Below are 14,750 nucleotides of genomic sequence, written 5' to 3' on the forward strand. Positions count from 1 at the left end.
GTGGTGAGGGACAGGACGTGGCCGCGCCGCGTCATGCAGGTCGAGTAGCCCGGAGGGGCGCCTCGAGACCCGCCGTCCGCTGAAGGGCAGGTCTGCAGACACCTGTTCTGAGGGTGGTCGATCTCGATACGCCCGCTGCGCGGGCTACTCGATCAGCATGAGGCGCGTGCAGGGCGCGTCGGCGCGGGCCACCTCATGCAGGTCGAGTAGCCCGGAGGGCGTATCGAGACCGACGCTCGCCGAGGCACCCGGGAACGAGCCTCCTCCCCAGCCCCCGATCCCACAGCACTGTCCCCGGATGACTCAGCACCCCGCCCCGATGTCGGTGGTCCCTGCTTCAATACTCGTATGTCAGAAGATGAGAATGCGGCAGCACTCGCGGAGGTGCGTGACTGCTTCGACGACTCCGCGGCCGCCGAGCGTGCTGCATCGCCGACGCGCCTCCGGGCGGCGGAGCGGATGCACCGCGGTTACCGGGTCGCGCTCACCGTCCCGGAGGCGTTCGCGCGCGGCGCGTCCCGGAGTGAGACCCGTGACCTCGTCGAGCGGTCTGTCCGCGCCGAGCTCGCGGCCGCGATCGGCGTGTCCGAGCAGGAGGCCTCTCGCCGCCTCGAGACCGCGCAGCTGCTGATGGAGTACCTCCCGCTCACCCGCGCTCTCCTCCGCGACGGCCGGATCCTGTGGGATGCGGGCGAGGCGATCTGCAGGACGGCCAGCAGTCTCCCGGAGGCTTCCCGCGGGGCGCTCGATGAGCGTGCCACTGACGCCGTCCTCACGATGACGACGACGCAGCTGCGCCGCGCCCTCGGCCGCTGGCGGGAGGAGCTGCACGAGCAGCCCCTCGTCGAGCGCCACGCACGCGCGAAGGAGGACCGCGCCGTCTGGATCACGCCCGACGTCGACGGGATGGCGACGCTCTGCGTCTCCGCTCCCGCGCCCGCCGTCTCCGGCGCCTACGACCGACTGCGCCGCATCGCCCGCACCCTCCGCGACGAAGGCGACCCGCGCACACTCCAGCAGCTCAGCGCCGACGCCGCGGTCGATCTGCTCTGCGACGGCGACATCGCCGGAACCACGCCCAACGCCGAGCACCGGCCCGACCCGACCTTCGTCCCCGGCGTCCGCGCGGAGGTGCGCCTCACCCTCGCCGCCTCCACCGCGGTCGGTCTCGACGACGCACCCGCCGATCTCGACGGCTACGGCCCGGTCCCCGCCGAGATCGCCCGCGAGCTGATCCGCACGGCGGCGTCCTTCACCCGGGTCCTGACCGACCCGGACACCGGCGCCGTCGTGTCCGTGGGCCGCACCTGGCGCGTTCCGCCATCCCAGATGCGCCTGCACCTGCAGCTGCGGGATCAGACCTGCCGGTTCCCCGGCTGCATCCGCACGGCCTCAACAGCCGAGGCCGATCACACCCTCGAGTGGTGCAACGGCGGCGAGACGTCTCTCGAGAACCTCGTCATGCTGTGCACGTCGCACCACCACGTGCGGCACGGAGAGCAGTGGAGCTACGACCGGTTCGATGACCACGGGACCCTCGTCTGGACGAGCCCGACCGGCCGGCGGATCAGCGACCGACCACCCCCACTGCCCGGGCGGCCGCCGGAACGGCCGCCGGGGCCTCGCTTCGACGATGCTCCCGCACCGTTCTGACGGTGGGGGGATCTCGATACGCCCGCTCCGCGGGCTACTCGATCAGCATGCAGGGCGCGCGAGGCGCTTCGGCGTGGACGCGCGCACATGCTGGTCGAGTAGCGCGGAGCGCGTGTCGAGACCCGCCCGCCACCGTTCCTCCTACGAGCGGGAAAGCGCTTGCCCGCAACACGACTAGACGGCTAGCATCAGGAAAACGCTTCCCCTCCTCCGAAAGGCGCACCGTGTCAGAGCCGACCACCCCCACCCTCGGGATCATCCTGAACGGCGCCTCCGGCCGGATGGGCTACCGCCAGCACCTCGTCCGCTCGATCCTGGCGATCCGCGAGCAGGGCGGCGTGCTGCTCTCCGACGGCACCCGCGTGCAGGTCGAGCCGCTGCTGGTCGGCCGCTCCGAGGCGAAGCTCGCCGAGCTGGCCGGCAAGCACGGCCTGACGAACTGGACGACGGACCTCGACGCCGCGCTCGCCGACCCGAAGTGGCAGGTCTACGCCGACTTCCTCGTGACGAAGGCGCGCGTCCCCGCGATCAAGAAGGCGATCGCCGCCGGCAAGCACATCTACACCGAGAAGCCCACCGCGGAGTCCTACGCCGAGGCGCTCGAGATCGCCGAGCTGGCCAAGGAGGCCGGCATCAAGAACGGCGTCGTGCACGACAAGCTCTACCTGCCCGGCCTCCAGAAGCTCAAGCGCCTGATCGACTCCGGCTTCTTCGGCCGCATCCTCAGCGTGCGCGGCGAGTTCGGCTACTGGGTCTTCGAGGGCGACTGGCAGGCCGCCCAGCGCCCGAGCTGGAACTACCGCAGCGAGGACGGCGGCGGCATCATCGTCGACATGTTCCCGCACTGGAACTACGTGCTCGAGAACCTCTTCGGACCGATCGAGGGCGTCTACGCCAAGGCGACCACCCACATCGAGACCCGCGTCGACGAGAACGGCGCGCCCTACACGGCGACGGCCGACGATGCCGCCTACGCGATCTTCGACCTCGCCGGCGGCATCACCGCCCAGCTCAACTCCTCCTGGGCGGTGCGCGTCGACCGCAAGGAGCTCGTCGAGTTCCAGGTCGACGGCACCCTCGGCTCGGCCGTCGTCGGCCTGTTCGGCGCCAAGATCCAGCCGCGCGTCGCCACGCCCAAGCCCACCTGGAACCCGGACCTGCCCGAGACCCACGACTACGCCGAGGACTGGCAGGAGCTGCCCGTCAACGACGTGTTCGAGAACGGCTTCAAGACCCAGTGGGAGCAGTTCATCCGCCACGTGGTCGAGGACGCTCCCCACGAGTACGACTTCTTCGCCGGAGCCCGCGGCGTGCGCCTGGCCGAGCTCGGACTGGAGTCCTCGCGCGACGGGCGCCGGATCGACGTCGCCGCCCTCGACGCCGCTGCGGACGCCGAGGCGCTCGCGCAGGCGGGCGCCGTCCAGTGACCGGGCTGACCCTCCTCGGCGCCGACGGCGCGACCCGCTCGATCGAGCTGCTGCCCGCGCCCGCGCACACGAGGCCGACCGCGCCGCTGCGCTCGCGCACCGCCTACGCCGCCGCGCACGTCGTGCCGCTCGTGCACGGCGAGAACCGTCCCGGCCACCCGGCCCAGATCGACTGGGACGCCACGCTCGGCTTCCGCCACCACGTCTGGTCCTGGGGCCTCGGCGTCGCCGACGCGATGGACACCGCGCAGCGCAACATGGGCCTGGACTGGACGGCGACGCAGGAGCTGATCCGCCGCAGCGCGGCCGAGGCCGCCTCGGTCGGCGGGGCGCTCGTGGTCGGGATCAACACCGACCAGCTCACCGACGACGTGGTTCCGCTCGCCACCGTCATCGACGCCTACGTCGAGCAGCTCGCCTTCGCCGAGGACGCGGGGGCGGAGGTCGTGCTGATGGCCAGCCGCCACCTCGCCCGCGCCGCGGAGTCGGCTGCCGATTACGAGCGCGTCTACGCCGCCGTGCTCGCGCGCGCCACGAAGCCGGTCGTCCTGCACTGGCTCGGCACTGCGTTCGACAGCGTGCTCGAGGGCTACTTCGGCGCGGCCGACCCGGTGGACGCGTTCCCGGTCGTGCAGCGGATCATCGAGGACAACCTCGACTCGGTGCGCGGCATCAAGATGTCGCTCCTGGACGCGGATGCCGAGATCGCGCTGCGCTCGCGGCTGCCCGAGGGCGCGACCCTCTTCACGGGCGACGACTTCAACTACGTCGGCCTCATCGAGGGCGCTCCGGACGCCGACGGCACACCGCGCTGGTCGGACGCCCTGCTCGGCGCCTTCGCCGCGCTGGCGCCGAGCGCCTCCGCCGCGATCCAGGCGCTGGACGCCGGCGACACCGCCGAGTACCGCCGCGTGCTGGCCCCGACAGAGGCGCTCTCGCGCCAGGTCTTCGCCGCGCCGACGCAGTACTACAAGACCGGCGTCGCCTTCCTCTCCTGGCTGAACGGCCACCAGCCGGCCTTCTCGATGGTGGGCGGTCTGCACTCCGCGCGCTCGCTGCCGCACCTGTCCGAGATCGTCCGGCTCGCGAACGCGTCCGGCGCGCTGGAGCGGCCGGAGCTCGCGGCCGACCGCTGGACCGGGCTGCTCGCGCTGAACGGCGTCGAGGTGACCCGCGGCGTCGAGGCGCTGCACCTGGTCGAGGCGGTGCACGCGTGAGCGCCGACCCGCGCCTCTCGCTCAACCAGGCCACCATCAAGCGCGCCTCGCTCGCCGAGGCGCTCGACACCACGGCCGGCGCGGGCATGTCCGCGATCGGCCTCTGGCGCGAGCCGGTCGCCGAGGTCGGGCTGGCGGAGGCCGTGCGCCTCGTCGCCGACTCGGGGCTGCGCGTCTCCTCCCTCTGCCGCGGCGGCTTCTTCACGGCGCCCGAAGGGCCGGAGCGGCGGGCGGCGATCGACGAGAACCGCCGCGCGATCGAGGAGACCGCCGCGCTCGGCGCACCCGCGCTCGTGCTCGTCGCCGGCGGGCTGCCGACCGGCTCGCGCGATGTGATCGGCGCTCGCGCCCGCGTGCAGGAGGCGCTGGCCGAGCTCGCGGACGACGCCGCGGCGGCGGGCGTGCAGCTCGCCATCGAGCCGTTGCACCCGATGTACGCGTCCGACCGCGCCGTCGTCTCGACGCTCGGCCAGGCGCTCGATCTCGCCGCGCCGTTCGACGCGGCCGCGGTCGGCGTCGTCGTGGACACCTTCCACCTCTGGTGGGACCCGCAGGTCCTCGCGCAGATCGCCCGGGCCGGAGCCGAGGGCCGGATCGCGAGCTATCAGGTCTGCGACTGGGCGACCCCGCTGCCGGCCGACGTGCTGCTCGCCCGCCGCTACCCGGGAGAGGGTGTCATCGACTTCGCCTCACTGACCCGCGCGGTCGTCGAGGCGGGGTACACCGGCGACGTCGAGGTCGAGATCTTCCACCAGGAGGTCTGGGACACGGCGTACCCCGAGGTGGCCGAGCGCGTCGTCGCGGCCTTCGCCGAGACGGTGTCGCCGCACCTCTGAGAGGCGCACCTCTGAACTCCCGGTCCGCCGACGCTGGAGGGTGAGCGGCGGACCGGGCTCCTTCTTCTCAGAGGAGTGACAGTCTCAGCTCCAGGGAAGACCCAGCGCGTCGAACGTCGTCTCGCGGCGCAGCGCCTCCTGCAGCGCGTGCTCGACGCCGTCGACGACGCGGTGGCGCCCCTCGATGTCCTGCACCTCGCGCCAGGCGTCCGCGGGCAGAGCCCGCGGCGACGGCGCCGCCATCACCGCGTCGAGCAGGCGGAGGAAGCCGCCGGTGCGCTCGATCCCGGCGTGCAGGGGCGTGCCCAGCTCGCGGGCGGCGAGCAGTCCCTCGAACGGCGTGATCCGGTCGTACTGGACGGTGCGCGGCGGCAGGTCGTCCCGCTCCAGCTGCACGACGTCGAGCGTGTAGTAGAAGCGGATCGTCCCGCGGGTGCCGACGATCTCGACGGAGGGCTCCTCCGGCCGCTCGGCGCAGAGGGTGACCGCGGTCGTCACCCGGAGCCCGTCGGCCAGGGTGAGCACGGCGACGGAGGTGTCGTCCGCCTCGATGTCGTTCGCACGCCGCAGGTCGAGGCGCACGTCGACGACGTCCTCGAGCCGGTCGGCGCCGGCGATCGCGAGGGCGGTGGCGGTCGCGTGCGAGAAGGGGTTGGTCAGGACGCCGTCGGCGACGACTGCGCCGTCGAGCGTGCGCCGGCCGGCCCAGGGGGAGCGCGACCAGTAGCGGTCGTCGCGGACCCAGACTCCGGAGGCGCCGTAGCGCTGGACGTCGCCGATCTCGCCGTCGGCGACGGCCGCGCGGATCGCCGGGATCGCGGAGGAGCCGAGGCTCTGGAAGCCGACCTGCACGAGGGCGCCGGTGGCCGCGGCGCGCTCGCTGATCGCCGTGAACTCGGCGAGCGAGGCGGCGGGCGGCTTCTCCAGCAGGACGTCGTTGCCGTGGTCCATCGCCGCGAGCGCGATCGCCGCGTGGGTGTGGATCGGCGTGCTGATGATGACCATGTCGGTGCCGCCGGCGGCGAAGAGGCCGCTCGCGTCGGGGTGGTGCGCGACGCCGTCCGGGAGCAGTCCGTCGACCGGCGGCCGCGGGTCGGCGACTCCGACGAGGCGGACGCGGCCGTCGCGCTGCGCCGCGAGGACGGCACCGAGGTGCGAGGCGCCGTAGCCGCCGATGCCGACGAGCCCGATCCGCGGGATCACGGTCGGACTCCGGAGAGCGGGCGGCGGTCGTCTCGTGTGGGCTGCATGATCCGGCCAGCGTATCGGAAAGCGGTTACCGGCGACCAGTGGGGTCGATGATCGTCATCCCCGCCGGGCTCGCGCGGTCGAAGACGGGGAGGAGCACGGCCGCCTCCTCGAGCCCGATGGTCCGCTCGATCAGGCGCTGCGGGGCGAGGACGCCCTGCTCGATCAGCCGGAGCATGCCGGGGTAGTCGCGCGCCGCCATCCCGTGGCTGCCGAGGACGTCGAGCTCCCAGGCGATCACGCGCGCCATCGGCACGCGCGGGTGGCCCTCGACGGGCGGCAGCAGGCCGATCTGCACGTGCCGGCCGCGGCGGCGCAGGCTGAGCAGGGCGTCGGCGCAGGTCTGCTCGCTGCCGACGGCGTCGACCGCGACGTGACTCCCGCCGCCGGTGAGCGCGTGCACGGCGGCCGGCAGATCACTGCCGTCGGCGAGGAGGACGTGTTCCGCTCCGACGCTCGCCGCGACCTCGAGGGCGGCGGCGTTCCGGTCCACGGCGATGACGCGGGCGCCGAGCGCGTGCGCGACCATGACGGCGCTGAGGCCGACGCCGCCGGCTCCGACCACCGTCACCCACTCGCCGGCCTGAACCCGGGCCCGGCCGACCAGCGCGCGGTAGGCCGTGGCGAAGCGGCAGCCGAGGCTCGCGGCGGTGGCGACGTCGACGCCCTCCGGGATCGCGACGAGATTGGTGTCGGCCGCGTGCAGTGCGACGAGCTCGGCGAACGAGCCCCAGTGCGTGAAGCCGGGCTGCTCCTGGTCCGGGCAGACCTGGGCGTCGCCCTGCAGGCACCACTCGCAGCGGCCGCAGCCGCAGACGAAGGGCACGGTCACCCGGTCGCCGACCGCCCAGTTCCGGACCTCGGGCCCGACCTCGGCGATCACGCCGGCGAGCTCGTGCCCCGGGACGTGCGGGAAGGCGATGTCGTCGTGCCCGGCCCAGGCGTGCCAGTCGCTCCGGCAGAGACCGGTGGCCAGCACCCGCACGACGACGCCGTCGGTCGGTGCCACCGGTGCCGGGACCTCGCGGACCTCCGGCTCGCCGCGGACGGAGTCGAGGACGAGAGCGCGCATGCCCTCATCCTGACAGCGCTCGGGGAGACGACGAAGACCCACGCTCTCGCGTGGGCCTCGGAAGTGGAGCGTCGCAGGCGACGCGTCCGGAACCGCTTCAGCAGTCGTCGGCGCCGAAGCGGAGGTCGGTGAGGGAGACGAAGTGCCAGCCCTGGCGGCCGTCGTGCTGGGTGTAGGTGAGGGTGCTGCCCGAGGGGAAGACGCCGAAGCGGAAGGTGTCGGAGCGGGTGACGCCCGCCGTCGTGTACTCGTTCCCGGTCGCGCGGCGGAAGGGGTCGGCGAGGGTGCCGACGCCGGCGCCCGGGAGGGAGCCCGAGGTCGCGATCGAGGTCGGCTCGGTGCTGAAGCCGACGGCGTCCCAGTAGGTCGGGACCCACGAGCCGGCGTCGGTGTTCGAGGTGATGTCGAAGATCGTCAGCTGGAAGTCGACGGGGTCGAAGAGCGCGCCGTCGGCGTCCCGGAACTCGAAGGTCAGCGTCTGCGCGTCGGATCCGGGGCTCGGGAGGACGGTGAGATCGCCCGCGCGGCGCTGGTTGAGCACGAGGGCGCCCGCCGGGCCGAAGCCGGAGAAGGAGTACTCGGAGGGGACGCCGCCGGGGGCGTTTCCGGCCCAGCCCGAGCCGTTCTGGCTCATGTTGTAGCGCGTACCGCCGGAGAGGTCGGTGGTGCCGGCGGCGAGGGTCGAGGTGATGCGGATGGTCGAGGTGCGCCCGGAGGCGGAGGTCGCGCCGAGGACGGCGGGGTTGCCGCTCGCGTTCGTCGCGGCGAACTGCGTGACGCTCGTGCAGGGCGCGGTCGACGCGACGGCGAGGGGAGCGCCCGCCGCGACGGCGATCACGGGGACGGTCCAGAGGGCGGTCGAGGTGAGCGAGCGGCGCGAGAGGCCGGGCGTGGGGGTGCTGGTCATGGCGGGATCCGTTCGGGTGCGGAGGGGACGGGGCAGGCGTAGGGCAGGGCAGGGCGGGGCGGTGCAGGCGCGGTGCGGGCGGAGCAGGGACTCAGCGGCCGGCGTTGTAGTGGTTCTGGATCTGGGTCGCGGTGAGCACGGTCGAGTAGACGGAGGCGTAGCGCAGGCTGCCGGAGAAGGAGGCCGGGCCGACGTTCGTCCAGGAGCCGCCGAGGGTGTCGTAGCCGATCTTCCAGTAGCCGTTGCTGTTCTCCGGGCTGCGGAAAGCGGTGTTGCCGGCGACCTTCGCTCCGTCGAGCCAGAGGCTCATCCCGGCGGTCGGCGAGATCGTCGAGACGACGTGGTGCCAGGCTCCGTCGTTCACGGCGTTCGGGCTGGTGATCGACTGGACGCCGTTGTTGTAGATGCCGAAGACGAGGCGGCCGTCCGCGCCGATGTAGGTGTGCCGGTCGTACTGGCTGCCCGCGGTGTCGCGGCTGGTGTTGAAGCTGAAGAGCTTGCCGCCCGCGACGGTGGTCTTGAACCAGATCTCCGTGCTGAAGGTGGTCGGGTTGTTCAGCAGCAGGGGCGTGCTGAGGAAGCCGTTCGTGCCGTTCAGCAGCCAGGAGCCGCCGGCGTCGCGCGGGCAGGCCTTCGGGGTGGTCGCGGAGCTGGTCATCGCCGGACGGTAGGTGCCGGGGTAGGCGCCGGAGTCGGTGTCGACGGCGGTCGTCGCTCCGGTCGCCTGAGCGAGCGTGTAGGAGAACAGCGCGTCGCCCCTGTCGGCGGCGAGCGCCGAGTCGCAGGTGAAGAAGGCGGCCGCGCTGCCGACGGTGTTGTTCGAGTTGCGGATGGAGGCGACGTAGGCGCCCGAGGTGGCGGGGGCGAGGAAGAGCACGGCCGAGAGGGCGGCGACGAGCAGGGCCGCGAGGGTGGTGCGGGGCGAGGCGGCGCGCGTGCGGCGGTGGCGGCTCATCGCGCGGGGTCGCTCTCGACGGGCTCGGGCCGGGAGGATGCGGTCCCGGTGGGCTCGGTCCCGGTGGGCTCGGTCTCGGCGGGCTCGGTCCCGGTGGTGCGGGCGCGGCGGCCGTGCTCGCCCACCGGCTCGGCTCCGGCGGGGAGCCCGACCAGCACGGTCCAGAGCACGGGGGCGGCGCAGAGGGCGCCGAAGAGGATCCAGCCCCAGAGCGGCAGATGCAGCGCCGAGGACACGTTGTAGAAGTCCTCGCCGTTGGCCGGCACCTGGATGCCGCCGACCTGGCCGGAGACCAGATCGACGTGCGTGCCGCCGACCGCCGTGACGCGGATCGGCAGCATGCCGACCGAGACGAGCGAGGCGCCCGTCCGTCCGTCCTCGACGGTCGCCTCGAGGACGACGATGCCGACGAACGGGCGGAGCACGAAGACGGTGAAGGAGGCGACGAGCGAGATCCCGAGCACCCGCATCGCGGCGCGGTGGGTGGGGGAGGAGAGCAGGCGAGTGAGCAGCAGGACGAGGACGGTGCCGGCGAGGAGCATCGGGAGGCCCTTCGCGAGCCAGCCGGCGCCGGGGAGCGCGACGACGACCTTCCCGATCAGCTGCTCGGCGCCGGTCGCCCACGGGTCGGTCGCGCCGTTGATGTCGCCGCGGGTGACCAGGGTGCCGTCGTCGGCGAGCTCGACCACGCGGTGGGTGTAGGTCTCGTCGGGGGTGGTGGTGGGGTGGAAGCTGACGACGTCGCCGACCCGGATGTCCTCGAGGGGCGTCGGGGCGGTGAGGACGAGGGTGCCGACGGGGGCGGCGGTGCCCATCGAGGGCGTCTGGACGATGAACCAGCGTCCGCCCGAGGCGTGGAAGAGGAAGGCGGCGACGACCAGGGCGGCGACGAGGGCCGTGACGGTCCAGGTCGCGACGGTGCGCAGGCGGGTGCGGGGGGAGCGGGGCTCGGGGGTGGTGCCGGGGGTGGTGGGGGTGGTGGGGGTGGTGCTGCCGGTGGGAACGGCGGTGGATCCGGGGAGGGCGGGTGCGGGGCGGGTCTGCAGCGTGGTCATCGGTCCACCTCCTCGGCGGGGAGGGGGCCGCCTGGGCGGCGGCCCCCGGGGTGCGGGTGTCGGGTGTTGCGGGGGGGTGTTTCTCGGGGTGTTTCCGGGGTGGGGCGGGTGCTTCGGGGGAAGCGGTCTTCGGTGGTGGATCTCGATACGCCCGCTCTGCGGGCTACTCGATCAGCATGGACCGGGCGCGTATCCCGATCGGCATGGATCGGGCGCGTGCCTCGGTCGGCGTGAGCCGGGGAGGCTCGATCAGCTGGCGAAGGTCCAGGTGAGGGGGAGCGAGCCGGACAGGCCCTGGTAGGTGTTGCCGGCGGAGGAGTCGAGCGTGACGGCGATGGTGAAGGGGGTGCTGGTGCCGGCGGTGACGGGGGCGGTGGCGAGCGACTTGGCGGCCGAGCCGGCGAGCGCGGCGGCGGTGCCGCTGTAGACGGTGGTGCTGCCGGAGGTGATGACGACGTTCAGCTTGGAGCAGAAGTCGGTCGCGGTGCCCGAGAGGGTGCCGGCGGCGGTGTTGGCGGTCTGCTCGCACTTGGCACCGGGGGTGAGCGTGAAGGTGTTGGCCGAGACGGTGCCGGCGTTCTTGATCGTGATCGCGGTGGTGACGGTCTGGCCGGGGATCATGGTGGTCGATCCGCCGAACTTGTTGATGGTCGAGCAGGTCGCGGTGTTGGTGCTGACCGAGCCGCCGTCGGTGCTGAGGCAGGTGACGGGGTTGGCGCCGGTCGACTTCTCCTCCATCACGAGCGAGCCGGAGGCCGCGGTGTTGTTGGTGTTGGTGATGCTGGCGACGAAGCCGGAGAGGGTTCCGGACATCGAGACCGACAGCAGCGCGGCGGCGGCGACGCTGGTGGCGAGGACGAGGGGGGCGAAACGGACGCGCTTGCGCTTTGCGGTGTGGTTCGACATGACAGGACTCCTGATCGGGTAGAAGGTGAACTGCCGTGCAGTTCGCTGTGGGGATGTTTCTGGCTTGTCGAGTAAGTTACTTGATGGCAAAGATACTTTGCAATCGTTCCAATACCCCCTGTTGTAGGCACAGCCGCTCCGTCGGCGAGGAGCCTGCTCCGACCCGCGAGAAGGCCCGCATGGATCCCGAGAACACGCCCCCCGCCGACGGCGGCGCGCAGTCCGCCGGCGCCGCCCTCCGGCAGGCGCTGCGGGCGCTCGAGACCGCGCAGCGCGACCTGCGCACCGCGGTCGCCCTCGACCTCGGGATCGGCATCTCGGAGCTGGGCGCGCTGGAGGCGCTCGCCGACTCGCCCGGCCTGACGCCGAAGTGGCTGGGCCTCGAGCTGTCCCTGACGACCGGCGCGGTCACCGCGCTGCTGGACCGCCTGGCCAAGGCCGGCCACCTCGATCGGGTGTCGAACCCGCAGGACCGGCGCAGCGTCCTGCTCCGGCTGACCGACTCCGGCACCGCGCTGCTCGCGGCAGTGGACGAGCGCTACGACGCGGTCAGCGTCGAGGTGCTGCGGGCGTCGCCGCGTCTGGGCGAGGACGAGGTCGTCGAGGATCTCGCGCGGGCCGCGGCGGTCATCACGGCGCACACGATCCGCTGAGCCCGCGCGACCGTGCGCGTCAGGCCTGCGGCGAGCGGTCCTTGCTGATCGACCACAGATTGCGGCTCGAGGTGCGCTCGTAGTCGAAGACGGTCACGAGCGCGGTGATCAGCGCGAGACCGCGACCGGACTCGGCGAAGGCGTCGGGCATCTCCCGCGGGCCGGTGTCGACGCCGGGCGGATCGGCGGTGTCGATCAGCTCGGCCCGGAGCGCGTCGTCGTCGACGGTCACGACGAGGCGGCAGAGCACCGCGGTCGTCGAGACGGCGTGTTGGATGACGTTCGACACGAGCTCGACGAGCGCCGTCTCGAACTCCATCCGGTCGCGGGCGCCGACGTCGACGCGCTCGGTGAAGAGCGAGTCGAGCAGGTCGTGCACGAGCTCGATGTCGTCCGGCGGGGTCCGGAAGGCGAGGGTGCGCTCAGTCACGGTACGCGTCGCCGGCCGAGTCGTAGCCGACGAGCACGCGGTCGAGGTTGGAGAGCTCGAGCACCATGGTGACCTGGGCGCTCGGTGCGGCGATCCGGAGATCGCCGCCGGCCTGGCGGGCGCTCTTGAGGCAGGCGACGAGCGCGCCGAGCCCGGACGAGTCCATGAAGGAGACCTCGCTCAGCTCCACGACGATGCGGCTGCTGCCCTCGTCGAGAGCGCTCCGCACCTCGGTGCGCAGCTCCCGTGCCGCGGTGAGATTGAGCCGACCCGCCGCCGTGATCACGGCGACGCCCGGGGCGATCGTCTCGGTGCTGAAGGTCATGCCTGCTCCTGATCGGTCTCCGCGGCGGGGCGTGCGGAGTCGTGCGTCCGCGTCACGAGGAGCGCGGTGATGTCGTCGATCGCGCGGCCGGAGCCGGCGAGCGCGGTCAGGGCGGTGAGGAAGCCGATGGCGCCCTCGGAGGTGCGGACGAGGTCGGCCGCGAGGACGAGCGACTGCAGCGTCCCGTCGAAGAGGTCGAGCACCCCGTCGGTGAAGGAGACCAGGGAGTCGCCGACCGCCAGATCGACGGTCTGGGTGACCCAGCCGCCGTCCTCCGTGATGCCGAGGGGGAGCCCGAGGGCGGCGAGACGGTGGAACGTGCCGTCGGCGCGGAGCAGGACGGTGAGCCCGTGGCCCGCGTCGACGAAGTCGACCCGCCCGGTCCCCGTGTCGAGCCGGCCGTGGAAGAGCGTGGCGAAGGTCTCGGTGGCCGAGAAGTCCGGCTGCAGCTGCTCGCTGACCGCCGCGACCACCTCGTCCGGTGCACCGCCGGCCCGGGCGCGGAACGCGGCGCGGATGCCCGCGGCGAGGATCGCGGCCCCCGTGCCCTTGCCCATCACGTCGACGAGGGTCAGGTCGACGATCGCCTCGGTGGCGGTCCAGCTGTAGAAGTCGCCGCAGATCTGCCACTTGGGCAGCGACGCCCCCGCGAGGTCGTAGCCGGCGGGGTGGCGGAAGGCGGCGGGAGCGAGGCGGGCCTGCACGTCGGCGGCGCGGTCCCACTCCGCGGTGTCGCGCAGCTCGCGCTCCACCCACTGGCCGAACTCCTCGAAGAGCAGCTCCTCCTCCGCGGTGAGGGCGCGCGGGACGAAGTCGAGCAGGCAGAGCGTGCCGAGCTGCAGGCCGTCGTCCACCGTGAGCGGGCGGCCGGCGTAGAACTGGACGTGCGGCGGGCCGGACACGTGCACGTGCTGCGCCCACGCGCCGTCGGCGCCCAGATCCGGGACGACCAGCGTGCTCCGCTTGGCGAGCGTCGCGTCGCAGAAGGTCCCTGCGCGCGGGTAGGAGACCGGCCCCTCGGGCTGCGGCGACTTCGTGAAGAGCGTGGTCTCGTCGAGGATGTGGATCTCGGCCACCGGCACGCGGAAGAGCTCCTGCGCCATCCGCGTGATCCGGTCGAAGCGCTCCTCGGGGCCGGAGCCCATCAGGCCCATGGCCTCGATGACCGCGGTGCGCCGGTCGCGGTCGCTCGGCGCCTCCGCCTCGATCGCCGGGTCCCGGCTGGTCTGCTGCGACATCGTTCCCCCGTTGTCTGTGTGCCGTCGTCTGCGTGCCGCTGTCTGCGTGCCGAAGCGGCGTCCCGTCTCAGCGACGACGGTATCGCCCGGCACGCTCCCACTCGGCTCCAGGGCCCGATAGTCCCCCGGACGGGGGTCGGACCACCGCAGCAGCTCGTGTCTTGCACTACGGGGCGCAGAGTGCAAGGATGCACAGCATGCAAGAGAGTGCGACCGCGACCCGGCGCGACCAACGCGCCGCCGAGCGGCGCAGTGAGTTGGCGCGCACCGCCCGCGAGCTGACGATCCGGCACGGCTTCTCGGGCTTCACCGTCGAGGAGCTCTGCGAGGAGGTCGGCATCTCGCGCCGCACCTTCTTCAACTACTTCCCGAGCAAGGAGTACGCGATCGTCGGCCGGCCCGAGGAGGGCCTCGACGACGACAGCGTCACGGAGTTCCTGACCCGCCGCCCCGGCGTCTCGCTGCTCGAGGCCCTCGTCGCCCTCGGCGCGGTGCACTTCGCCGCGATCGGGCTGAACGCCGACAGCGTCCGCGAGTTCGTCGCCGTCGCCGATCGCGAGCCGAAGCTCCTGCAGGCCCTGCTCGACGTCGGCACCCAGCGCGACCTCCTCGTCGCGGACCTCGTCGCGCGGCGCGAAGGGCTCGACCCCGCCGACCCGTCCGTGCTGCTCGCCGTGCAGACCGCCGGCACCGTCGTGCGCAGCGCGGCCGGCGCCTACCTCGACTCCGACGGCTCCATTCCGCTCGAGCGCCTCGCGCAGGACCGCATCGCAGCCGTGACGCGCCTGCTCCTGGGCTGACCGGCCACTCCGGCGCCGACCGGCCTCC

The 14,750-nt window shown here is 72.9% G+C and carries 15 protein-coding genes; 6 read left to right on the forward strand and 9 right to left on the reverse strand.

What is annotated here, in order from left to right:
• The first annotated feature begins 348 nt into the window (after nt 1-348).
• The 4 genes from HRK28_RS10150 to HRK28_RS10165 all read left to right on the forward strand — a co-directional run bounded on the left by HRK28_RS10150 (nt 349) and on the right by HRK28_RS10165 (nt 5,133).
• The gene (locus tag HRK28_RS10150) at nt 349-1,653 is read left to right on the forward strand and encodes an HNH endonuclease signature motif containing protein (protein ID WP_173251341.1); all 1,305 of its coding nucleotides are present in this window, start codon (nt 349-351) and stop codon (nt 1,651-1,653) included.
• A 281-nt stretch (nt 1,654-1,934) separates the two neighbouring features.
• Nucleotides 1,935-3,080 (forward strand): Gfo/Idh/MocA family protein, encoded by a 1,146-nt coding sequence (locus HRK28_RS10155; protein WP_160091451.1) that lies wholly within the window; start codon nt 1,935-1,937, stop codon nt 3,078-3,080.
• Entirely contained in the window at nt 3,077-4,297 is a 1,221-nt protein-coding gene (locus HRK28_RS10160; protein ID WP_173251343.1) for a DUF993 family protein, read from the forward strand. The genes HRK28_RS10155 and HRK28_RS10160 overlap by 4 nt, the downstream gene beginning before the upstream one ends.
• Nucleotides 4,294-5,133: a sugar phosphate isomerase/epimerase family protein gene (locus tag HRK28_RS10165; RefSeq protein ID WP_367948389.1), complete on the forward strand. Its 840-nt coding sequence runs from the start codon at nt 4,294-4,296 to the stop codon at nt 5,131-5,133. Before HRK28_RS10160 ends, HRK28_RS10165 begins: the two co-directional genes overlap by 4 nt.
• Nucleotides 5,134-5,217: 84 nt before the next feature.
• Here HRK28_RS10165 and HRK28_RS10170 read toward each other — a convergent pair whose 3' ends face one another.
• From HRK28_RS10170 to HRK28_RS10195, 6 genes are all read right to left on the reverse strand, one after another.
• On the reverse strand, nt 5,218-6,336 hold the full coding sequence (locus HRK28_RS10170) for a Gfo/Idh/MocA family protein (protein ID WP_173251344.1): 1,119 nt from the start codon (nt 6,334-6,336) through the stop codon (nt 5,218-5,220).
• Nucleotides 6,337-6,409: 73 nt separating this feature from the next.
• Nucleotides 6,410-7,453 (reverse strand): alcohol dehydrogenase catalytic domain-containing protein, encoded by a 1,044-nt coding sequence (locus tag HRK28_RS10175; protein ID WP_173251346.1) that lies wholly within the window; start codon nt 7,451-7,453, stop codon nt 6,410-6,412.
• Between the two features lie 97 nt (nt 7,454-7,550).
• The gene (locus HRK28_RS10180) at nt 7,551-8,360 is read right to left on the reverse strand and encodes a hypothetical protein (protein ID WP_173251348.1); all 810 of its coding nucleotides are present in this window, start codon (nt 8,358-8,360) and stop codon (nt 7,551-7,553) included.
• Between the two features lie 91 nt (nt 8,361-8,451).
• Nucleotides 8,452-9,315, reverse strand: a complete 864-nt coding sequence (locus HRK28_RS10185) for a LamG domain-containing protein (protein ID WP_173251350.1) — start codon at nt 9,313-9,315, stop codon at nt 8,452-8,454.
• Nucleotides 9,312-10,370 (reverse strand): signal peptidase I, encoded by a 1,059-nt coding sequence (locus HRK28_RS20540; protein WP_173251352.1) that lies wholly within the window; start codon nt 10,368-10,370, stop codon nt 9,312-9,314. The genes HRK28_RS10185 and HRK28_RS20540 overlap by 4 nt, the downstream gene beginning before the upstream one ends.
• A 249-nt stretch (nt 10,371-10,619) precedes the next feature.
• Nucleotides 10,620-11,276 carry a hypothetical protein gene (locus tag HRK28_RS10195; RefSeq protein ID WP_160090817.1) on the reverse strand — a complete coding sequence of 219 codons (657 nt, stop codon included), beginning with the start codon at nt 11,274-11,276 and terminating at the stop codon, nt 10,620-10,622.
• Between the two features lie 179 nt (nt 11,277-11,455).
• On the opposite strand from HRK28_RS10195, the gene HRK28_RS10200 reads away from it, so the two are divergent.
• Nucleotides 11,456-11,929, forward strand: a complete 474-nt coding sequence (locus tag HRK28_RS10200; protein WP_160090816.1) for a MarR family winged helix-turn-helix transcriptional regulator — start codon at nt 11,456-11,458, stop codon at nt 11,927-11,929.
• A gap of 19 nt (nt 11,930-11,948) precedes the next feature.
• Here the strand turns inward: HRK28_RS10200 and HRK28_RS10205 are convergent, their stop codons facing one another.
• The 3 genes from HRK28_RS10205 to HRK28_RS10215 are packed head-to-tail and all read right to left on the reverse strand — an operon-like array spanning nt 11,949 to nt 13,922.
• On the reverse strand, nt 11,949-12,359 hold the full coding sequence (locus tag HRK28_RS10205; protein ID WP_160090815.1) for an ATP-binding protein: 411 nt from the start codon (nt 12,357-12,359) through the stop codon (nt 11,949-11,951).
• Nucleotides 12,352-12,684 (reverse strand): STAS domain-containing protein, encoded by a 333-nt coding sequence (locus tag HRK28_RS10210; RefSeq protein ID WP_160090814.1) that lies wholly within the window; start codon nt 12,682-12,684, stop codon nt 12,352-12,354. The genes HRK28_RS10205 and HRK28_RS10210 overlap by 8 nt, the downstream gene beginning before the upstream one ends.
• Nucleotides 12,681-13,922: a PP2C family protein-serine/threonine phosphatase gene (locus tag HRK28_RS10215; protein ID WP_173251354.1), complete on the reverse strand. Its 1,242-nt coding sequence runs from the start codon at nt 13,920-13,922 to the stop codon at nt 12,681-12,683. The genes HRK28_RS10210 and HRK28_RS10215 overlap by 4 nt, the downstream gene beginning before the upstream one ends.
• A gap of 197 nt (nt 13,923-14,119) precedes the next feature.
• Here HRK28_RS10215 and HRK28_RS10220 point away from each other — a divergent pair, with 197 nt between their 5' ends.
• Complete coding sequence (locus HRK28_RS10220; protein ID WP_173251356.1) at nt 14,120-14,722, forward strand: TetR/AcrR family transcriptional regulator; 603 nt, start codon at nt 14,120-14,122, stop codon at nt 14,720-14,722.
• Nucleotides 14,723-14,750 lie beyond the last annotated feature (28 nt).

The sequence above is a fragment of the Rathayibacter sp. VKM Ac-2835 genome, from assembly GCF_013266705.1.
In the GTDB taxonomy this organism is placed as follows: domain Bacteria; phylum Actinomycetota; class Actinomycetes; order Actinomycetales; family Microbacteriaceae; genus Rathayibacter.